Here is a 19,248-nt window from a genome sequence, read left to right on the forward strand (position 1 = left end):
TCACCTCAGGCCAGGACGGTCCACAGGGCAAAGCCGGCGTACCAGAGCACCGCCGCCCGCAACAACAGCTCCCAGATACGATCCAGGCTGTTGATACCTTCGGGCCCGACTTCCGGCGGCGGGATTTCCGCGGCCACCAGGCCGACCTTTTCCACCAACTGCGCGGCACCGATATGCCAGTTGAGCAACTCGTGGAGCATCACCCGGCCGACTGCGACAAAGTTGCCCACCAGGGCAAAACTCGCCGCCAGCAGGCGCACCGGCAACCAGTCGAAGGCATGTCGCAACTGCCCCGCGCGTTCGACCAGGGCGGGGTTCTTGCCATGTTCGGCGGCGAGAGCCAACAGGCGATAGCTCAGGGCCGCTACCGGCCCCAGCAGGAAGTACCAGAAGATCACCGCGAAGAAACTCTGGAAGGCCTGCCACAGCAGGTGGCCCTGCACTCGCTCCAGCAGTTGTTCGCCATTTTCGGCGCAGATGCCCAGGTCACGTTCTGCGACATGGGCTGCCGCTTGCAGATCCTCACGCCGCCAGGCGTCACGGAACGGGCCCAGCTCACCCAGCAGATCGCCGCGACCCAGGGCGTAGATCACCACCAGCAGGTGCACCGGCAGCGCCAGCAAGCCATAGGCGATGGGCTCCAGCACCAGCAGCAACAGCCCGAGCAGCGCCACCGGCAGCAACACCATGACGATCAGCAGCCACCACGGATGCCCGGCCATACGCGGGCTCGACTCCAGACGCGCCAGTTCCCCCAGCCACCAGCCATCACGCTGCACCCGCTGGCGCAGGGCCGAGAACTTCTCGATCCACACCGCCAACAGCAACACCAGAAAACTCATTGTCCTTCCCCCTTCTCCAAGGCGGCACGAAAGCGTGCCCAGTCGAATCCCGGGCCCGGATCGGTCTTGCGCCCGGGCGCGATGTCGCTATGCCCGCAGATCCGTTGTGGCGTGATGTCGCTGAAGGCCCGCCGCAGTTGCCTGCTCAGGCTGATCAACGAGTGATATTGAGCATCGCTGAAAGGCTGATCATCGGTGCCTTCCAGTTCGATGCCCAGGGAAAAGTCGTTGCACGTCTCACGCCCCTGGAAACTCGAGACACCGGCATGCCACGCCCGATCCAGGCAGGAAACGAATTGGGTGACGGCGCCGTCACGCTCGATCAGAAAATGCGCAGAAACACGCAGATCGGCGATCCCGGCAAAATAGGGATGCTCTGTGACATCAAGGCGATTCTGGAAGAATTCCTGCACCTTGCCGGTGCCGAACTGCCCCGGCGGCAGGCTGATGTTGTGAATCACCAGCAGGGAAATCTCGCCCGCCGGACGTTCATTGAAATTGGGTGACGGGCAATGCCGTACGCCATGACACCACCCCGTGGCAGGGTCCAGCCGCATACCGATTCCTTCAACTAAAGCCTTGGGTGGCCCAGTATGCCGCGTTATCCCCTCGGGTTGCGATCACTTGCCGTGATTGAGTCGCTGCAGGTTGCCGATCACCGATTCCAGGGCGCGGTCGAACAGCAGGGTGTCATCCAGGGCGCGCACTGCGCCGCGCTGGAACTCCAGGGCCAGGCCCATGCGCGTACGCTCCAGCACCTTCATGCCGGTGCGGTTGACGAACACGTATTTGGCCACCGGATGGGGAACAATCGCCGCCAGTTTGCAGCGCAGGGTGTTGTCCTCGTCCTCCAGGAATTCGACCCAGGCCCCAAGCCGCAGTTGGTCCACCCATTGCACGCTGGGGTCGTTGGCCGGCAACGCCAGCGGCGCGACTTCCAGCGGGCCCTCTTCAGCACTGGGCAGGACAATCTCTTCGGCCACCACGATCATGTGTGCAGGGTCTGCTTCCAGGACGGCACCCTGCAGTTGCGGGGCCTGAGCCTCGCGCTCGAATGCCTGCAAGTGCAGGAGCTCCAGCTGGCTGAAGAACTCGCTGGTAGCGAAAGGATCGAAAGCCGCCGCGCTCAAACCCTCGCGCAGGCCCTTGAGCAACCCCGGCACCAGCGCCAGCAAGCGCATGGCAGTATCCGGCTGTTCATGGCGCTGCACGCTCCAGATCAGCTCCAGCAGGGTCTGCTCCGCAGTTTGCCACTCTGGCGAGTCGTCGCCGTGCTTGAGGCAACTGAGCAGCATCACCTGACTCCAGGCTTCGCGGACAAAATCCACCACCTTCTGCGGCAACACCTTGCCCAGCAGGGCGTCATTCAGGGCCTGCTCTACCCGGCGCCGGGCCAGTTCGGCCCTGGCCCGCCCTTCCTCGGCGTCACGGGTACGCTGCTCCAGCAACTCAGCGCGACGCCGCTCGTCGGCAGTGAAGGCCAGGAAGTCCGCCAGCAGCTCGGAGAAGATCGCCGGGTCATCGCTGAACTCGCTGAGCAGGCGTTGCACCACTTGCTCGATCCGCAGGTACAGACTGTCGCGCTGGTGGTCATCGCAACCGCCCCAGCCCATGGCTGCAGCGGCGATCTCATTGAGCAGGCGCCGGGCCGGGTGATTGCCGCGGCTGAAGAAACTCTTGTCCAGCACCGCCACCTTGAGCATGGGAATCTGCAGGCGGCCAATCAGCGCCTTGAGCGAGTCGGGCAGGTTGCGGTCATCGAGAATGCATTCGAAGAGCATGGCGATCAGGTTGATCACGTCTTCATCGGCCACATCCACCACCCGGGATTTGCCGCTCTTGACGCTGACCCGGGTGAGCAATTGTTCCAACTGGTTGCGCAGGTCGAAATCGTCCTGGGCGCTGGGCGCCGGCACGTATTGCTGCAGGTGCGACAGCAGGCGCATGAGGTCGCGGGTGGAAATCGGCTGGGTTTCGGCGCTGGCTTCCAGGGTCGGCGCCACGCTGCCACGCACATGAAACAGCAGGGTCTGCAGGGCGGCGAAAACTTCCTGCACGCTCTCGTCGAGCTGCGACTGGCTGGATTTCGCCGTGCCCCCCTCGGTCGCTGACGCACGGGCCTCGGCCTGGGCTCGATCGGCCGCCCGGCGGGCCGGAGCAGGCATCAGTTCCGGCAGGATCCCGGTGGCGATCAGCAGCTGGTTGGCTTCGGCATAGAGTTGTTCGGCATCGCTGAGCACATAACGCTCGAACAACTTGAGGATGATCAGCTTGACCTTGATTTCCACCCCCAGGCTGCGCCCGGCCTGGAGGAAATACTCGCAGAGCAGCGCCGGCCCCAGGGGGTTGTCCCCATCCACCAGGCGCCGTCCCAGCAGCACACTCAGGCGCTCCGTCAACTGCCCCAGGGCGAAGCCATCACGGTTGAGCACCTTGGCCACCATGGCATCCACCGCGACGGTCTTTTCCAGGTCATCGTGGGACGGATCCAGTGATGGGTCGTAGACCACGGCATGGGGAATGGCCAGGGCCGGGTCATACTGCACCAGGCAGGCAAAAGCCTGGAAGAACGCCTCCAGGAAACCGCGCTCGATGCTCTTGCGCTTCAGCCGCAGGTCGCGCATGGCTTCGAAGAGGGTGTTTTGCTCGACGTTGTTGCGGGCCCGATCGGCCATTTCGAACAGGGTGTCATCAGCGTTATCGAACAGTTCCTGCAAGCCGTGGCGCAATTGCTGGGCGGCCTTGTCTCGGACCTGAAGCAGAATCACAGGCAGGCGGGCAAGCGGCGAAGCGGTCGCCTGATCTGTAGCGGCCTTGTGCAAAGGCACTACATTCCCGTCGTTGTGCATCCAAGCCTCCTGGAAAGGTGTTTCTTCGGTTCGAGATCAAGATTCAGTCAAGCCGACGACGCTCACAGCCGGCTCTCAGCGGAGGCGCATGCACTCCACTGCACTTCATTTAGGGGGAAGCCAAAGACACGTCAAAGCTATGACGTCAATTACAAGTCATATTATCTTGTAAAAGTCCCCTCTTGCGCCAGCAGACTCTGTGGCCTCCTCCGAAATAACCCCTAGCGACTCAAGAAAAGTCACTCCTATTCATCAGACAAAGCCATCCAGGACAGGTTCGCCAATGCCTTGCAGGCATTTGCCACCTTGGGTTCGCTGATCCCCTGGCCCTATAATCGGCGCACTTTGTTTGTGGAGCCCGTTATGCCGAATCTACGCCTCGCCGACCTGACCGCCGAAATCGAAGCCAACGTGCGCCGTGCGTTGCTGGAAGACATCGGCAGCGGCGACATCACCGCGCAACTGATCCCGGCCGAACGTCTGGCCAAGGCCACCATCATTACCCGCGAAGCCGCAGTAGTCGCCGGCACCGCCTGGGTCGATGCGGTCTTTCGCCAGCTGGACCCGCGGGTCGCTGTGCACTGGCAAGTGGCCGACGGTGAGCGGGTGGTGCCCAACCAGGTGCTTTTCCACCTCGAAGGCCCAGCCCGCTCGCTGCTCACCGGCGAGCGCAGTGCCCTGAACTTTCTGCAACTGCTGTCCGGCGTGGCCACCCGCGCGCGGTACCTGGCGGACTTTGTCGCCGATACCCAGGTCAAGCTGCTGGATACCCGCAAGACCCTGCCGGGGCTGCGCCTGGCACAGAAGTACGCGGTCACCTGCGGCGGTTGCCACAACCACCGCATCGGCCTGTATGACGCCTTCCTGATCAAGGAAAACCATATCGCTGCCTGCGGCGGTATCGCCCAGGCCATCAGCGCCGCCCACAGGATCGCCCCGGGCAAGCCGGTGGAAGTGGAAGTGGAAAGCCTGGAGGAACTGAAGGAGGCCCTGGCCGCCGGGGCCGACATCATCATGCTCGACGAACTGAGCCTGGACGACATGCGCGAGGCCGTGCGCCTGAACGCCGGCAAGGCCAAGCTGGAAGCCAGTGGCGGGATCAACGAAAGCACCTTGCGCCCGATCGCCGAGACCGGGGTGGATTACATTTCCATCGGTGCCATGACCAAGGACGTGAAAGCGCTGGACCTGTCCATGCGCTTGAGCCTCTGAGCCATGAAAAACGCCAGCCTGGTTCAGGCTGGCGTCGTGCTCAACCGTCGATCTCGTTGAGCTGCAGATAGTCCTCCAGGTCCATGCCCAGCGCTTCAGCAACTTCCTGATGCACCTCCAGGCGCATGGCCTTCAGTTCCTCCGGTGTTTCTGCCACCAGATCGAGCACCAGTTCCCATGGCTCTATGCCGCGGGATTCCGCCTCGTCCTCGAACGCCCATTGCGCCTGCTGCTTCTGCTCTTCCGGGCTCAGGGCGCTGATTTCCTCTTGCAAGGAAGGCGTGGCAGCCAGGTACCTTTCAAGCGCTACGTCGATTCTTGCCTCTTTAGGAATCATCTCGTTCTCTCTGATCGTGGGAATGGAAGATGGATCTGGATCGTTGGGATCTCTCTGCCGCAAAAAACCGTTGTGAACTTCGATTTATCTGGCCTTCAGAACCATTCTGGATCATCTGAAAACAGCATGCTGGTACTCAGACAGGGACCGAATATAGGACCTTTGGTCCACGATTTATATGACCTGATGCACCCATTGGAGAAAAACTCCGGGTTTTCCAAGCCTCGGCAGACGCCAGCCCGGCAGAACCCTCAGAGAACGAGATTTCGCAAATGCAGCCGCAGCGATATTTCATGCCGGTGTTTCACCAGGTTACGGAGCTAGGACCCCACAGCCGTAGCTGTTCCTTTTCTCAAGCAAGCTCCTGTCTGCCCGACATCGATAAGCCTTCTTAGATTATCGAGAATATCGAACTCCTTTACTTCTCCATCCTTGGCTATGAGGATCCCGGCTCTAGTCAGCCATAGATACCCTTCCTTGCTTTGATTAGGGATGACAGTGACTACGAAATTCAATGTCGGACTCTCTGGACGACTCTCCGGCACCTTGGTCTCAGTGAAATTGAAAGTCAGTTCATTATCATCGTTTGGTGAAACGCTTTGTGCGCTGACAACAGGCAGCCGTGCCCTTGAAGCAGCAGGAAACTCAGCGGAATACAACACACTTCCACCCTGTACCTGCTTGGTTATTCTTAAGAAATATTGCTCCAGGTCTTTGGTATTCGTTGGTGTCGTGCAGTCTTCGCCTTCAGCGGCAAAATATTCCCCCTCAAACTCATAAGAGGGTCCTTTCTCACAGGCTGCAAGGGACAGCGACACTACGCCGGCCAAAGCCAACTTCCATTTCTTCACACCGGTCACTCCATGATTTGCGGGCGTCATTATGCGCAATGCCCCTGGCTGCTACCACCCGGTTCATGACCCGCACAGGTGTGAACAACTGGGCACTAACCTCGTCCAGACACAAAAACACCGAAACCAGATAACCCCGAGCAAACCGCTTAAAACTCGGTACAGGATGCTGAGTACAGGCGTGGAAAGTCTTCGTTGATAGAAGTCTCTCTGGCTGCTAAATCCGCATAAACAATGAGGCGCACGTCCACAAACAACTATAGGAGCGCCAATTGAATAGCACCGGGAACCTCTGAAACTTCCACAGCACACTTTTGCGGGTGCCTCGTAGTTTCCCGCCTTTCAAGGGCGCTTATTCAAAGCCTGGCGAACTTTGTTGGGAGGGTGGGTTTAGACAGCCATAAACTGCTCTCAACCCGAAATGTGGTGCCGGAGACAGGAATCGAACCTGCGACCTTCGCGTTACGAGTGCGCTGCTCTACCGACTGAGCTACACCGGCGTGGGCTAAAACCTAGCACCAGCGCCCCGGGCCGGCAACCGAGCGGCTTTTATTGCAGATAGCAAAACGCCCCGAACCAGTCGGGGCGTCTGCTTGTTCAGCGTGAGGCTAAAGGGTGATTAAACGCCCGAAGCCTTGGCTGCTGCCACGTCTTTGATGGACAGCTTGATACGGCCGCGGTTGTCCACGTCCAGTACCAGCACTTCCACTTCCTGGCCTTCTTTCAGGATGTCGGTGACTTTCTCAACGCGAGCGTCGCTCAGCATGGAGATGTGCACCAGACCGTCCTTGCCCGGCAGGATGTTGACGAAGGCACCGAAGTCAACGATGCGCTCAACCTTGCCGACGTAGATCTTGCCGATCTCGGCTTCCGCGGTGATGCCCAGAACGCGCTGACGCGCGGCCTCTGCAGCTTCCTTGGTTTCGCCGAAGATCTTGATCGAGCCGTCGTCTTCGATGTCGATCGAAGCCTTGGTTTCTTCACAGATCGCGCGGATGGTGGCGCCGCCTTTACCGATGACGTCACGGATCTTGTCGGTGTCGATCTTCATCGCGATCATGGTCGGAGCGTTGGCCGACAGCTCGGTACGGGACTGACCGATGATCTGGTTCATCTGACCGAGGATGTTCAGGCGAGCTTCCAGGGCCTGGCCCAGGGCGATCTCCATGATCTCTTCGGTGATGCCCTTGATCTTGATGTCCATCTGCAGCGCGGTGACGCCTTTGGCGGTACCGGCTACCTTGAAGTCCATGTCGCCCAGGTGGTCTTCGTCACCCAGGATGTCGGTCAGGACTGCGAACTTCTCGCCTTCCTTGACCAGGCCCATGGCGATACCGGCAACCGGCGCCTTCATTGGTACACCAGCGTCCATCAGCGCCAGGGAAGCACCGCACACGGAAGCCATGGAGCTGGAACCGTTGGACTCGGTGATTTCCGATACTACGCGGATGGTGTAAGGGAACACGTCGGCGGCTGGCAGCATGGCCTGGACCGAACGACGGGCCAGACGGCCGTGACCGATTTCACGACGACCAGCGCCGCCCATGCGACCACACTCGCCCACCGAGAACGGAGGGAAGTTGTAGTGCAGCATGAAGGGGTCTTTCTTCTCGCCTTCCAGGGTGTCCAGCAGCTGTGCGTCACGGGCAGTACCCAGGGTCGCAACCACCAGGGCCTGGGTTTCGCCACGGGTGAACAGGGCCGAACCGTGAGTCTTGGGCAGTACGCCGACTTCGATGTTCAGCGGACGTACGGTGCGGGTGTCGCGGCCGTCGATACGAGGCTTGCCGTTGACGATGTTTTCGCGAACGGTGCGGTATTCGATCTCGCCGAAAGCGGCTTTGACGTCGGACGCCGAAGGCTGGCCTTCTTCACCGGAGAGCTTGGCGACGACCTGGTCTTTCAGCTCGCCCAGGCGAGCGTAACGGTCGGCCTTGACGGTGATGGTGTAAGCCTGGGAGATGGCTTCGCCGAACTCGGCACGGATAGCGCCCAGCAGTTCGGTGGCTTCTGGGGCAGCAGCCCAGTCCCAGGTAGGCTTGGCAGCTTCGGCGGCCAGCTCTTTGACAGCCTTGATCACCGACTGGAATTCGTCGTGGGCGAACAGTACAGCGCCCAGCATCTGGTCTTCGGTCAGCTCTTTGGCTTCCGATTCAACCATCAGTACGGCTTCTTCGGTACCGGCCACGACCATGTCCAGGCTCGAAGCAGCCAGTTGCTCGTAGGTCGGGTTCAGCAGGTAGCCGGTGCTTTCGTGGAATGCCACGCGAGCGGCGCCGATCGGACCGTCGAAAGGAATGCCGGAGATCGCCAGGGCAGCCGAGGTACCGATCATCGCAGCGATGTCCGGATCGGTCTTCTTGCTGGTGGAAACCACGGTGCAGACAACCTGCACTTCGTTCATGAAGCCTTCTGGGAACAGAGGGCGGATCGGACGGTCGATCAGACGCGAGGTCAGGGTTTCTTTCTCGGAAGGACGGCCTTCGCGCTTGAAGAAACCGCCAGGGATCTTACCGGCAGCGTAAGTCTTTTCCTGGTAGTGAACAGACAGAGGGAAGAAGCCCTTGCCTGGATCGGCTTGCTTGGCGCCAACCACGGTCACCAATACGCTGACGTCGTCGTCAACGGTGACCAATACTGCGCCGGAGGCCTGACGGGCGATACGGCCAGTCTCGAGGGTTACGGTCGACTGACCGAACTGGAATTTTTTGATTACCGGGTTCACGGTGTCCTACCTTCTTTGTGGCTCTTGGGGAAACTTGCTTCTTGCGAAATTCTTGGGCAATGCGGGGAATCGGCCCAGCCTTTATTGTCCAGGTAAAACAGTGCAGCAGATAAAACTTGAGGCTGGAAGCCTGCCATACGCCGGCGGAAAAACCGCTGACGCATGGCAAACAACCAACCTCATAGCGCAATCGCTGATTAGCGACGCAGACCCAGACGACCGATCAGGGTGCTGTAACGGCTCAGGTCCTTGCCTTTCAGGTAGTCCAGCAGCTTACGACGCTGGTTTACCATGCGGATCAGGCCACGACGGGAGTGGTGGTCTTTACCGTTGGCTTTGAAGTGACCTTGCAGTTTGTTGATGTTGGCGGTCAGCAGTGCAACTTGCACTTCTGGCGAACCAGTGTCACCAACAGCTTGCTGGTAGTCGGTTACGATCTGAGCTTTTTCTTCAACGCTGAGTGCCATGTGGGCAATCCTTATATCAGGAAACTGTTCAAGAACAGTTTCAACAGGCCAGGGACAAATCCCTGTATCTATAAATGAGTAGTGACCGTGCCTGTTAACAGCCACCCTCGTCCGGTCATTCTGACCGAATCAGTCGACGCGGCGCGATGCGCCCGTCTTCGCTCACTTCACCGATACCGATGAAGCGACCGTTGTGATCCTGTACCCGCACCATGCCGAACTTCGGTGCATCCGGGGCACGTACCGGCTGGCCGTTGAGCCAGTAGAACGCGCTGTGCTCCGAGAACTGCAGCAGCGGCCAATCCAGCAGCCCGCTGTCCGATGGCATCAGGAAGCGATCTACCGCTTCGTTGCCGCCTTCGGCGTGCACGGCTTCAAGCTCTTCCAGGGTGACCGTCTGCGCCAGGCTGAAAGGTCCGGCCTGGGTCCGTCGCAGTTCTGCAACGTAGGCACCACAGCCGAGCTTTTCACCGATATCTTCCACCAGGGTACGGATATAGGTGCCTTTGCTGCAGTCCACCGCCAGGCGAGCAGTGTCACCTTCGAAGGCGAGCAATTCCAAGCGCGCAATAGTAACAGAACGCGGTTCGCGCTCCACCACTTCCCCTGCACGAGCCAGTTTGTAGAGTGGCTGGCCATCGCGCTTGAGGGCCGAGTACATCGGCGGTATCTGCTTGATTTCGCCACGAAATTCCGGCAATACCGCCTCGATATCGGCACGACCAACGGTCACTTCGCGGGTCTGCAAAACTTCGCCTTCAGCGTCCGCGGTGGTGGTGGTCTTGCCCAACTGAGCCAGGGTTTCGTAACCCTTGTCGGAATCGAGCAGGTATTGCGAGAACTTGGTGGCCTCGCCAAAGCACAGCGGCAAAACGCCGGTGGCCAGGGGGTCGAGGCTACCGGTGTGGCCGGCCTTCTCGGCGTTGAGCAGCCAACGGACCTTCTGCAGCGCCGCGTTGGAGGTGAAGCCCAGCGGCTTGTCCAGGAGGATGATGCCGCTGACGTTACGACGGATACGCTTGACCTGAGCCACCGCTTACTCCTTGGCGTCTTCAGGGGCAGGCGCGTCGCCATGCTGGCTGTCTTCAGCCACGGCACGCTCGATCAGGGCCGACAGGTGCGCCCCGCGGGCGACGCTCTCGTCGTAATGGAAGTGCAGTTGCGGCACGCTACGCAGCTTCATTTCCTTGGCCAATTGCATGCGCAGGAAACCTGCCGCCGAGTTCAGCACCTTGATGCTCTGGGCAATTTGTTCGGCGTTTTCCTGGCCCATCACGGTGATGAAGATCTTCGCGTGGCCGACGTCGCGGCTGACTTCCACGGCGGTGATGGTCACCAGGCCGACGCGTGGATCCTTGACTTCACGACGGATCAGTTGCGCCAGTTCGCGCTGCATCTGATCACCGATACGTTGGGTACGGCTGTATTCTTTTGCCATGTCTTGTTACCTGTTACTGCCTCACGGTGAAACCCGTGTGGTCTGAAAGCGGCAAACGCCCGGCCTGGCAGAAGCCAGACCGGGCGTTGCGTTTAGAGGCCGCCGAGGGCGCCGTGCATTTGCATGCGAGCGGCCATCAGGGCTCTTGAAGTGCGCGAGTTAGAGGCTGCGAGCAACCTGGACCTTCTCGAAGACTTCGATCTTGTCGCCGACTTTGACGTCGTTGTAGCTCTTCACGCCGATACCGCATTCCATGCCGGCACGTACTTCAGAGGCGTCATCCTTGAAGCGGCGCAGGGATTCCAGCTCGCCTTCGAAGATAACGATGTCTTCACGCAGTACGCGGATTGGACGGTTACGGTGCACGACACCTTCGATGACCATGCAACCGGCGATCGCGCCAAACTTCGGCGAGCGGAACACGTCGCGAACTTCGGCAACACCCAGGATGTTCTCCCGAACGTCGCTGCCCAGCATACCGGTCAGGGCTTTCTTGACGTCTTCGATGATGTCGTAGATCACGTTGTAGTAACGCATATCCAGACCTTCCTGCTCGACGATCTTCCGTGCGCCGGCATCGGCACGCACGTTGAAGCCGAACAGTACAGCGTTGGAGGCCAGTGCCAGGTTGGCGTCGCTTTCGGTGATACCACCGACGCCGCCACCCACTACGCGCACTTGCACTTCGTCGTTGCCCAGGCCGTTCAGAGCGCCTTGCAGAGCTTCCAACGAACCACGGACGTCGGATTTGAGGACGATGTTGAGCGTCTTCTTCTCTTCCTGGCCCATGCTTTCGAAGATGTTTTCCAGCTTGCCGGCGTGAGCACGGGCCAGCTTGACCTCGCGGAACTTGCCTTGACGGAACAAAGCCACTTCACGAGCTTTCTTCTCGTCGGCAACCACGCTCATCTCGTCGCCAGCGTCCGGAGTACCGTCCAGGCCGAGGATCTCGACCGGAATGGAAGGACCGGCTTCCTTGATTGGCTTGCCGTTCTCGTCGAGCATGGCGCGAACGCGGCCATAGTTCGAGCCGACCAGCACCATGTCGCCTTGACGCAGCGTACCGTCCTGAACCAGCACGGTAGCTACCGGGCCGCGGCCCTTGTCGAGGCGGGACTCGACCACGACACCACGGCCCGGGGCCGAAGGAGTCGCCTTGAGTTCCAGTACTTCGGCTTGCAGCAGAACGGCTTCCAGCAGGTCGTCGACGCCGGTACCCATTTTCGCGGAAACCGGTACGAATGGAGTATCACCACCCCAGTCTTCCGACGTCACGCCGTGAACCGAAAGCTCACTGCGGATACGGTCCAGGTCGGCGCCCGGCTTGTCGATCTTGTTCACCGCAACCACCAGCGGAACGCCGGCAGCTTGTGCGTGCTGAACGGCTTCAACGGTCTGCGGCATCACGCCGTCGTCCGCTGCAACCACCAGGATCACGATGTCGGTGGCCTTGGCACCACGGGCACGCATGGCGGTAAACGCGGCGTGACCTGGGGTGTCGAGGAAGGTGACCATGCCGCGCTCGGTTTCTACGTGGTAGGCACCGATGTGCTGGGTGATGCCGCCGGCCTCGCCCGCGGCCACTTTGGCGCGACGGATGTAGTCCAGCAACGAGGTCTTACCGTGGTCAACGTGGCCCATTACGGTCACGACCGGCGCACGGGCAACCGCTTCACCTTCGAACTTCAGGGACTCGGCCAGGGAATCTTCCAGGGCGGTGTCGCTGACAAGGGTCACTTTGTGGCCCAGTTCTTCAGCAACCAGCTGGGCAGTTTCCTGGTCCAGAACCTGGTTGATGGTGGCTGGAGTACCCAGCTTGAACATGAACTTGATGACTTCGGCAGCCTTGACCGACATCTGCTGGGCCAGTTCGCCCACAGTGATGGTCTCGCCGATCTGCACGTCACGTACCACTGGCCCGGTTGGGCTCTGGAAACCGTGAGCATTGCGCTTCTTCAGCTTGGCCTTGCCGCGACCACCACGACGGAAGCCATCGCTTTCTTCGTCGGTGGTACGTGGGGCAACGCGCGGAGCTGGCGCCTTTTCCTTGACCGAAGCACGATGCGGAGCATTTTTGCGCTCGCCATCGCCGCCACGACGGTTGTCGTCGTTGCGGGTCTTGTCCGGACGGCGCTGTTCGTCTTTCTTGCGCGCGTCAGCTGCTGGAGCCGCAGTGGCCACCTGAGCTTCCTGCACAGGCTCGACTACAGGCGCTGGAGCAGGAGCTGCTGCTTGCGCAGCAACCGGCTCGGCAACCGGAGCAGGCTGGCGACGCGCTTCTTCTTCGGCGCGACGCTTGGCTTCTTCTTCAGCCTTCTGACGAGCAGCATTTTCTACTGCGCGACGTTCTTCCAGTTCGCGTTGACGCTCGGCTTCGATTTCTTCCGGGCTGCGCTGTACGAAGACTTTCTTCTTGCGCACTTCAACGCTGATGCTCTTGCTGCCAGCAACCCGCAGGGTGCTGGTGGTCTTGCGCTGCAAAGTAATTTTGCGTGGTTCTTCCACTTTCGCCTTGTGGCTGCTTTTCAGGTGAGTCAGCAACGACTGCTTCTCACTGTCGCTCACATGTTCCTCGGCGGCGGTGTGCGGCAGACCTGCCTCACGCATCTGCTGCAGCAGGCGCTCTACCGGTGTTTTGACCTCATCGGCCAGTTGTTTCACCGTGACTTGCGTCATGCACTTCTCTCCTCAGGCCGCGCCTAATTACTCGAACCAGTGGGCTCGGGCGGCCATGATCAACTTGCCGGCACGATCATCGTCAATGCCGTCGATGTCGAGCAGGTCGTCAATAGACTGCTCGGCCAGGTCTTCGCGGGTAATTACGCCGCGCACCGCCAGTTCCATCGCCAAATCCTTGTCCATACCCTCAAGCGAGAGCAGGTCTTCGGCCGGATGGGCGTCTGCCAGCTTTTCCTCAGTAGCGATGGCTTTAGTCAACAAGCGATCCTTGGCCCGAGCGCGAAGCTCGTTGACGATGTCTTCGTCAAAGCCGTCGATGTTGAGCATTTCTTCCAGCGGTACGTAGGCAATCTCTTCCAGGCTGGTGAAGCCTTCATCAACCAGAACCTGTGCCAGTTCTTCATCGACTTCCAGCTCGTCGATGAAATTGCGCAGGATGTCGCCGGTTTCTGCTTGCTGCTTGGCCTGGATGTCCGATTCGGTCATCACGTTCAGGGTCCAGCCAGTCAGTTGGCTGGCCAGACGCACGTTCTGACCACCACGACCGATGGCTTGAGCCAGATTGTCTGCGCCAACGGCGATGTCCATGGCATGGGCATCTTCGTCGACGATAATTGCCGCGACTTCGGCCGGCGACATGGCGTTGATCACGAACTGCGCCGGGTTCTCATCCCACAGGACGATATCCACACGCTCGCCACCCAACTCACCGGAAACGGCCTGGACGCGCGAACCGCGCATACCAATGCACGCGCCCTGCGGGTCGATGCGCTTGTCCTTGGAGCGAACTGCGATCTTGGCCCGCGAACCCGGATCACGGGAGGCGGCCATTACTTCGATCAGGCCTTCGGCAATTTCCGGCACTTCGATACGGAACAGCTCGATCAGCATTTCCGGCGCGGTACGCGACAGGATCAGCTGCGGGCCGCGGTTCTCGGTGCGGATTTCCTTGAGCAGCGCGCGCAGGCGCACGCCAACCCGGAAAGTCTCACGGGAGATGATGTCTTCACGGGCCAGCAACGCCTCGGCGTTGTTACCCAGGTCGACGATCACGTTGTCACGTGTCACTTTTTTCACGGTGCCGGAGATGATTTCCCCCAGGCGCTCGCGATAGGCATCAACTACCTGTGCGCGCTCGGCTTCGCGAACCTTCTGCACGATGACCTGCTTGGCGGTCTGGGCAGCGATGCGGCCGAACTCGATGGATTCGATCTTTTCTTCGATCACATCACCGACTTTGGCGTCGGGATGGGTTTCGCGAGCCTTGCTCAACCAGGTCTCGACCGCTGGATCATCCAGGTCGGCTTCTTCGACCACCGTCCAGCGACGGAAAGTTTCGTAGGAACCGGTGTGGCGATTGATTTCCACACGCAGGTCTACTTCGTCCTCAAAACGCTTCTTGGTAGCAGTGGCCAGGGCCAGCTCCAGCGCTTCAAAAATTACGCTTGCCGGTACACCCTTTTCATTGGATACCGACTCAACAACCAGCAGTACTTCTTTGCTCATCGTACGCCTCGCCTTTCGCAAGCCATTGGATCCGCGGGATCCGCGTCTCAGTCAAAACTGGGAATTATGTTGGCCTTGTCGATCATATCGATCGGCAACAGGAACTCATGGTCATCCACTTGCACCACGACATCCTGTTCCTCCACCCCGCGGAGAAGGCCCTGAAAATTACGCCGACCTTCGAAGGGCGAGCGCAGTTTGATCTTCACTTGCTCACCGACATACTTGGCAAACTGTTCAAGAGTGAACAGTGGGCGTTCCATGCCAGGAGAGGAAACTTCAAGGGTGTATTCAACGGAGATCGGATCTTCTACGTCGAGAACACCACTGATCTGACGGCTGACGATGGCGCAATCGTCCACCAGCACGCCGCCTTCTTTATCGATATAAACGCGCAACAATGAGTGGCGACCCTGAGCCGAAAACTCAATACCCCAGCATTCATAGCCAAGGGCCACGACCACCGGGGCCAACAAGGCCTGCAACTGTTCTAGCTTGCTCGACACCTGAACCCCCTCGTGCATGCTTGTGCAAATAAAAAATGGGCGAAGCGCCCATCCCGGAAACGCCGTTGAATAGCGGCGTTGTAAAGTGTCCAGCTAACAAAAAGCCCCTGAAAAGGGGCTCCGCTAAAACTGGTTGCGGGGGCCGGATTTGAACCGACGACCTTCGGGTTATGAGCCCGACGAGCTACCAGACTGCTCCACCCCGCGACAAAGCTGGGGCGGAAGTATACGACTGATCCCTTTTTGGGTCAATGTAACCTTCCACCTACAAGAAAGCCCGCAACAGCGGGCTCTCCTGATAATTGGTACCGAGAAGGGGACTCGAACCCCTACACCCTATGGGCACAACCACCTCAAGGTTGCGTGTCTACCAATTCCACCACCTCGGCATAGACTACGTTACTGCGTGAAACTCTTCTTACTTCTGCTCTGGAGCTGGAGGTACGTCAGTCGCGCTGTTGGCCGACTTTTGCTCTTGGAGCACCGGGACATCATCAGAAGCCGGTTTTTGCTTTGGTACTTCAAGCACTGCTGGATCTGGCAAACCTACTTGAGTCAGCTGGTGAGCTTTCTCTTTAGCAAAGTAACCTAACCCCAAGCTGGTTATGAAGAAACCGGCGGCAAGTATAGCAGTAAACTTACTAAGAAAGGTAGAGGAACCTTGGCTTCCGAACACAGTATTTGAAGCACCTGCACCGAAAGACGCGCCAGCATCCGCACCTTTACCCTGCTGCAGCAAAACCAGAGCAACTACGCCCAGGGCACCCAGCAGATGAAAAACGACTACGACTGTTTCCAGCATTTTTTCAGTTTCCCGCGGCGCGACAGATCGCACCGAACTCATCTGCATTCAGGGAAGCTCCACCAATGAGCCCCCCATCGATATCCGGCATGCCGAACAGTTCGACCGCATTGGCCGCCTTCACGCTGCCGCCGTATAGAAGCCGCACACCTCGTGCCACTTCAGAATTTTCTGCCGCCAACTGCGCGCGGATAGCTGCGTGCACATCCTGCGCCTGTTGCGGTGTCGCAGTCAGCCCGGTACCAATGGCCCAGACCGGCTCGTAAGCGATAACAGCATTGGCGAACGCACCAACACCCAACTCTTCGATGATGCTGCCCAGCTGACGCCCGACAACCTCTAGAGTCTTCCCGGCTTCGCGCTGCTCGAGGGTCTCCCCTACACACAGAACCGGCTTCAAGCCACAGGCCTGCGCCGCTGCGAACTTACGATTGAGAGTCGCGTCACGCTCACCCATGATCAGGCGGCGCTCGGAGTGCCCAACCAGCACCAGGGAACAACCTGCATCCACCAACTGACTCGGGGCGATCTCGCCCGTCAATGCACCTTGCATGGACTCCACCGCAGAGTTCTGCGCGCCGACCTGAATCGACTTACCCTTCAAGCCATCAATCACTTGATTGATATGCAAGCAAGGCGGGAATACCGCGACATCAACACCGCTTGGCAAGGCCAGATGACGAAGGCCGTTGATCAGCTCAGCGACGCTGGCGCGGGTACCGTGCATCTTCCAGTTACCAGCTACCATAGGGCGACGCATGCTGTACCTCGTCGGTCAAAGTGGGCGCAGATGTTACCCAACCAAAACAACACTGGCAAGCCGAAATCAGGCAGAAACTTCAGCAACCAGTTTCGCCAGCTCTTCGGCGTAAGCGCGAACCTGAGCTTCGTCGTCGCCTTCAACCATCACGCGCACCAGAGGCTCGGTACCCGACTTGCGCAACAGAACCCGACCACGCCCAGCCATAGCGGCCGTGACACGCTCGCAAGCCTCTTTCACCGCAGGATGCTCGACCGGGTTCTCACCGCCGCCAAAGCGCACATTGACCAGCACCTGAGGACACTTGCGCAGCCCCTGACGGGACTGGGCCAGGCTTTCACCACGAGCCTTGAGCGCCATCAGCACCTGCAGCGCGGCAATGATCGCATCCCCGGTAGTAGCATGACGGAAGCACACGATGTGCCCGGAGTTTTCACCACCTACCAGCCAATTGCGCTCCAGCAGCTCGGCGATCACATAACGGTCACCGACGTTGGCCCGGACAAAGGGGATACCCAAGTCCGCCAGGGCCAGCTCCAGTCCCAGGTTGCTCATGAGCGTTCCGACCACGCCGCCTTGCAGCTTGTCACGCTCATGCAGGTCGCGAGCGATGATGAACAGCAGCTCATCACCATCCACGATCGCACCAGTCTGATCGACCATCAGCACCCGGTCACCATCACCATCAAAGGCGATCCCCAGGTCCGCATGCTCGGCCAGGACAGCCGCCTGCAATTGGCCCATGTGGGTCGAGCCGCAGTTTTCGTTGATGTTCAAGCCATTGGGTTGCGCGGACAGCACAGTGACCTGCGCCCCCAACTCGCGGAACACGCTTGGCGCCACCTTGTAGGTCGCACCATGAGCGCAGTCGAGAACAACTTTCAAACCAGCGAAGCTGGTGCTGGAAGGCACGCTGCTTTTGCAGAATTCGATATAACGCCCTGAAGCGTCGTTGATCCGCGACACCTTGCCGAGCTTGCTCGACTCCACCACGGTCATCGGCGCATCCAGCAACTCCTCGATCATCAGCTCGACCTCGTCAGGCAGTTTGGTGCCCTCACCCGAGAAGAACTTGATGCCGTTGTCATCATGAGGATTGTGCGAGGCACTGATAACGATGCCCGCCTCCGCATGGAAGGTACGCGTCAGGTAAGCAATGGCCGGAGTCGGCATCGGTCCCAGGAGCATCACATCGGCACCGGCTGCAGACAACCCGGCCTCCAGTGCAGACTCGAACATGTACCCGGAGATACGTGTGTCCTTGCCCACCAGCACGCGGCAGGCGCCCATGCTGCGAAATGCCATGCCGGCGGCCCAGCCGAGCTTGAGCATGAAATCAGGAGTGATAGGGAATTCGCCTACACGGCCGCGGATGCCGTCGGTGCCAAAGTATTTTTTAGTCATAAGTACTCCATCATTCTTATTCGGCGGATTCCACTGCCGCAATCATTCGCACCACATCCACGGTCTCGGCGACATCATGGACACGGATAATTTTCGCGCCCTTGGCCACTGCCAGGGCCGCTAGCGCCAGACTGCCGTGCAATCGCTCACCTACGGGGCGATTCAAGGCCTGGCCAATCATGCTCTTGCGCGACACCCCAACCAACAACGGGCGCCCAAGGGCATGCAAGGCATCCATATGCTTGAACAGGCTCAGGTTGTGTTGCAGGGTCTTGGCAAAGCCAAAGCCCGGATCGAGCACAATCCGCTCTGGACCGATGCCCACTGACGCACACTGGGCCATGCGCTCAACCAGGAACTCGGCAACCTCTCGGGTCACGTCCTGATAATGCGGGTTGTCCTGCATATCACCGGGCTCACCCAGCATGTGCATCAGACACACCGGCAAGCCAGTGGCCGCCGCCGCATCCAGGGCACCCTCCCGGCGCAATGAACGAACGTCATTGATCAGCCCTGCGCCGAGGCGAGCGGTTTCACGCATCACCGCCGGTGTCGAGGTATCAACAGAAATGATCACATCCAACTCACGGTGGATGCGCTCGACCACAGGCGCGACTCGCTCCAACTCCTCCAGCGGCGATACCGCACGGGCACCCGGGCGAGTGGATTCGCCACCGACATCAATCAGCGTAGCACCGGCCGCAACCATGGCCTCGGCATGCTGCAAAGCCAGATCAAGCTGGCTGAAGCGGCCACCATCAGAGAAGGAGTCGGGAGTTACATTCAAGATGCCCATGACATGTGCATGGGCCAAATCAAGAACCCGGTTGCCGCAAGGCAACCGGGTGGAGGAAGGAACAGAAGTCATTT

Annotated in this window: 17 protein-coding genes and 3 tRNA genes; 1 reads left to right on the forward strand and 19 read right to left on the reverse strand. The window is 59.6% G+C overall.

Going from position 1 to position 19,248, the window contains the following annotated elements:
* Positions 1-5: 5 nt before the first annotated feature.
* From ampE to F6S12_RS08625, 3 genes are all read right to left on the reverse strand, one after another.
* A complete protein-coding gene (gene ampE, locus F6S12_RS08615; RefSeq protein ID WP_011059211.1) occupies positions 6-842 on the reverse strand; it encodes a regulatory signaling modulator protein AmpE in 837 nt (278 codons plus the stop codon).
* A complete protein-coding gene (ampD, locus tag F6S12_RS08620) occupies positions 839-1,399 on the reverse strand; it encodes a 1,6-anhydro-N-acetylmuramyl-L-alanine amidase AmpD (protein ID WP_011059210.1) in 561 nt (186 codons plus the stop codon). The genes ampE and ampD overlap by 4 nt, the downstream gene beginning before the upstream one ends.
* A 63-nt stretch (positions 1,400-1,462) precedes the next feature.
* A complete protein-coding gene (locus F6S12_RS08625) occupies positions 1,463-3,691 on the reverse strand; it encodes a DUF1631 domain-containing protein (RefSeq protein ID WP_053149016.1) in 2,229 nt (742 codons plus the stop codon).
* A 363-nt stretch (positions 3,692-4,054) separates the two neighbouring features.
* Between F6S12_RS08625 and nadC the strand changes: the two genes are divergently transcribed.
* Positions 4,055-4,903 (forward strand): carboxylating nicotinate-nucleotide diphosphorylase, encoded by an 849-nt coding sequence (nadC, locus tag F6S12_RS08630; protein WP_015634124.1) that lies wholly within the window; start codon positions 4,055-4,057, stop codon positions 4,901-4,903.
* A gap of 40 nt (positions 4,904-4,943) precedes the next feature.
* On the opposite strand, the gene F6S12_RS08635 is transcribed toward nadC, so the two are convergent.
* The 16 genes from F6S12_RS08635 to folP all read right to left on the reverse strand — a co-directional run bounded on the left by F6S12_RS08635 (position 4,944) and on the right by folP (position 19,246).
* Complete coding sequence (locus F6S12_RS08635) at positions 4,944-5,240, reverse strand: DUF6388 family protein (RefSeq protein WP_015634123.1); 297 nt, start codon at positions 5,238-5,240, stop codon at positions 4,944-4,946.
* 320 nt (positions 5,241-5,560) lie between these two features.
* Complete coding sequence (locus F6S12_RS08640) at positions 5,561-6,091, reverse strand: hypothetical protein (RefSeq protein WP_093404820.1); 531 nt, start codon at positions 6,089-6,091, stop codon at positions 5,561-5,563.
* 424 nt (positions 6,092-6,515) lie between these two features.
* Positions 6,516-6,591 (reverse strand) — tRNA-Thr (locus F6S12_RS08645).
* A 119-nt stretch (positions 6,592-6,710) separates the two neighbouring features.
* Positions 6,711-8,816 (reverse strand): polyribonucleotide nucleotidyltransferase, encoded by a 2,106-nt coding sequence (gene pnp / locus F6S12_RS08650; RefSeq protein ID WP_015634122.1) that lies wholly within the window; start codon positions 8,814-8,816, stop codon positions 6,711-6,713.
* Positions 8,817-9,013: 197 nt separating this feature from the next.
* Positions 9,014-9,283, reverse strand: a complete 270-nt coding sequence (rpsO, locus tag F6S12_RS08655) for a 30S ribosomal protein S15 (protein ID WP_011059205.1) — start codon at positions 9,281-9,283, stop codon at positions 9,014-9,016.
* Positions 9,284-9,398: 115 nt separating this feature from the next.
* Complete coding sequence (gene truB / locus F6S12_RS08660) at positions 9,399-10,316, reverse strand: tRNA pseudouridine(55) synthase TruB (protein ID WP_011059204.1); 918 nt, start codon at positions 10,314-10,316, stop codon at positions 9,399-9,401.
* Between the two features lie 3 nt (positions 10,317-10,319).
* On the reverse strand, positions 10,320-10,721 hold the full coding sequence (gene rbfA, locus F6S12_RS08665) for a 30S ribosome-binding factor RbfA (RefSeq protein ID WP_011059203.1): 402 nt from the start codon (positions 10,719-10,721) through the stop codon (positions 10,320-10,322).
* 159 nt (positions 10,722-10,880) lie between these two features.
* Entirely contained in the window at positions 10,881-13,397 is a 2,517-nt protein-coding gene (gene infB, locus F6S12_RS08670) for a translation initiation factor IF-2 (protein WP_315868845.1), read from the reverse strand.
* Positions 13,398-13,424: 27 nt separating this feature from the next.
* The gene (gene nusA / locus F6S12_RS08675; RefSeq protein WP_011059201.1) at positions 13,425-14,906 is read right to left on the reverse strand and encodes a transcription termination factor NusA; all 1,482 of its coding nucleotides are present in this window, start codon (positions 14,904-14,906) and stop codon (positions 13,425-13,427) included.
* Between the two features lie 47 nt (positions 14,907-14,953).
* Positions 14,954-15,412, reverse strand: coding sequence for a ribosome maturation factor RimP (gene rimP, locus F6S12_RS08680; RefSeq protein WP_041120545.1), 459 nt, complete (start codon positions 15,410-15,412; stop codon positions 14,954-14,956).
* Positions 15,413-15,542: 130 nt separating this feature from the next.
* Positions 15,543-15,619, reverse strand: a tRNA-Met gene (locus F6S12_RS08685).
* A gap of 96 nt (positions 15,620-15,715) precedes the next feature.
* Positions 15,716-15,801, reverse strand: a tRNA-Leu gene (locus tag F6S12_RS08690).
* Between the two features lie 29 nt (positions 15,802-15,830).
* A complete protein-coding gene (gene secG, locus F6S12_RS08695) occupies positions 15,831-16,214 on the reverse strand; it encodes a preprotein translocase subunit SecG (protein ID WP_015634120.1) in 384 nt (127 codons plus the stop codon).
* Positions 16,215-16,218: 4 nt separating this feature from the next.
* Entirely contained in the window at positions 16,219-16,974 is a 756-nt protein-coding gene (gene tpiA, locus F6S12_RS08700) for a triose-phosphate isomerase (RefSeq protein WP_015634119.1), read from the reverse strand.
* A gap of 66 nt (positions 16,975-17,040) precedes the next feature.
* Complete coding sequence (gene glmM, locus F6S12_RS08705) at positions 17,041-18,378, reverse strand: phosphoglucosamine mutase (RefSeq protein WP_019095644.1); 1,338 nt, start codon at positions 18,376-18,378, stop codon at positions 17,041-17,043.
* 16 nt (positions 18,379-18,394) lie between these two features.
* Positions 18,395-19,246, reverse strand: coding sequence for a dihydropteroate synthase (folP, locus tag F6S12_RS08710; RefSeq protein ID WP_169893953.1), 852 nt, complete (start codon positions 19,244-19,246; stop codon positions 18,395-18,397).
* Positions 19,247-19,248 lie beyond the last annotated feature (2 nt).

The sequence above is a fragment of the Pseudomonas sp. JV245A genome, from assembly GCF_032424515.1.
Lineage (GTDB): Bacteria > Pseudomonadota > Gammaproteobacteria > Pseudomonadales > Pseudomonadaceae > Aquipseudomonas > Aquipseudomonas protegens.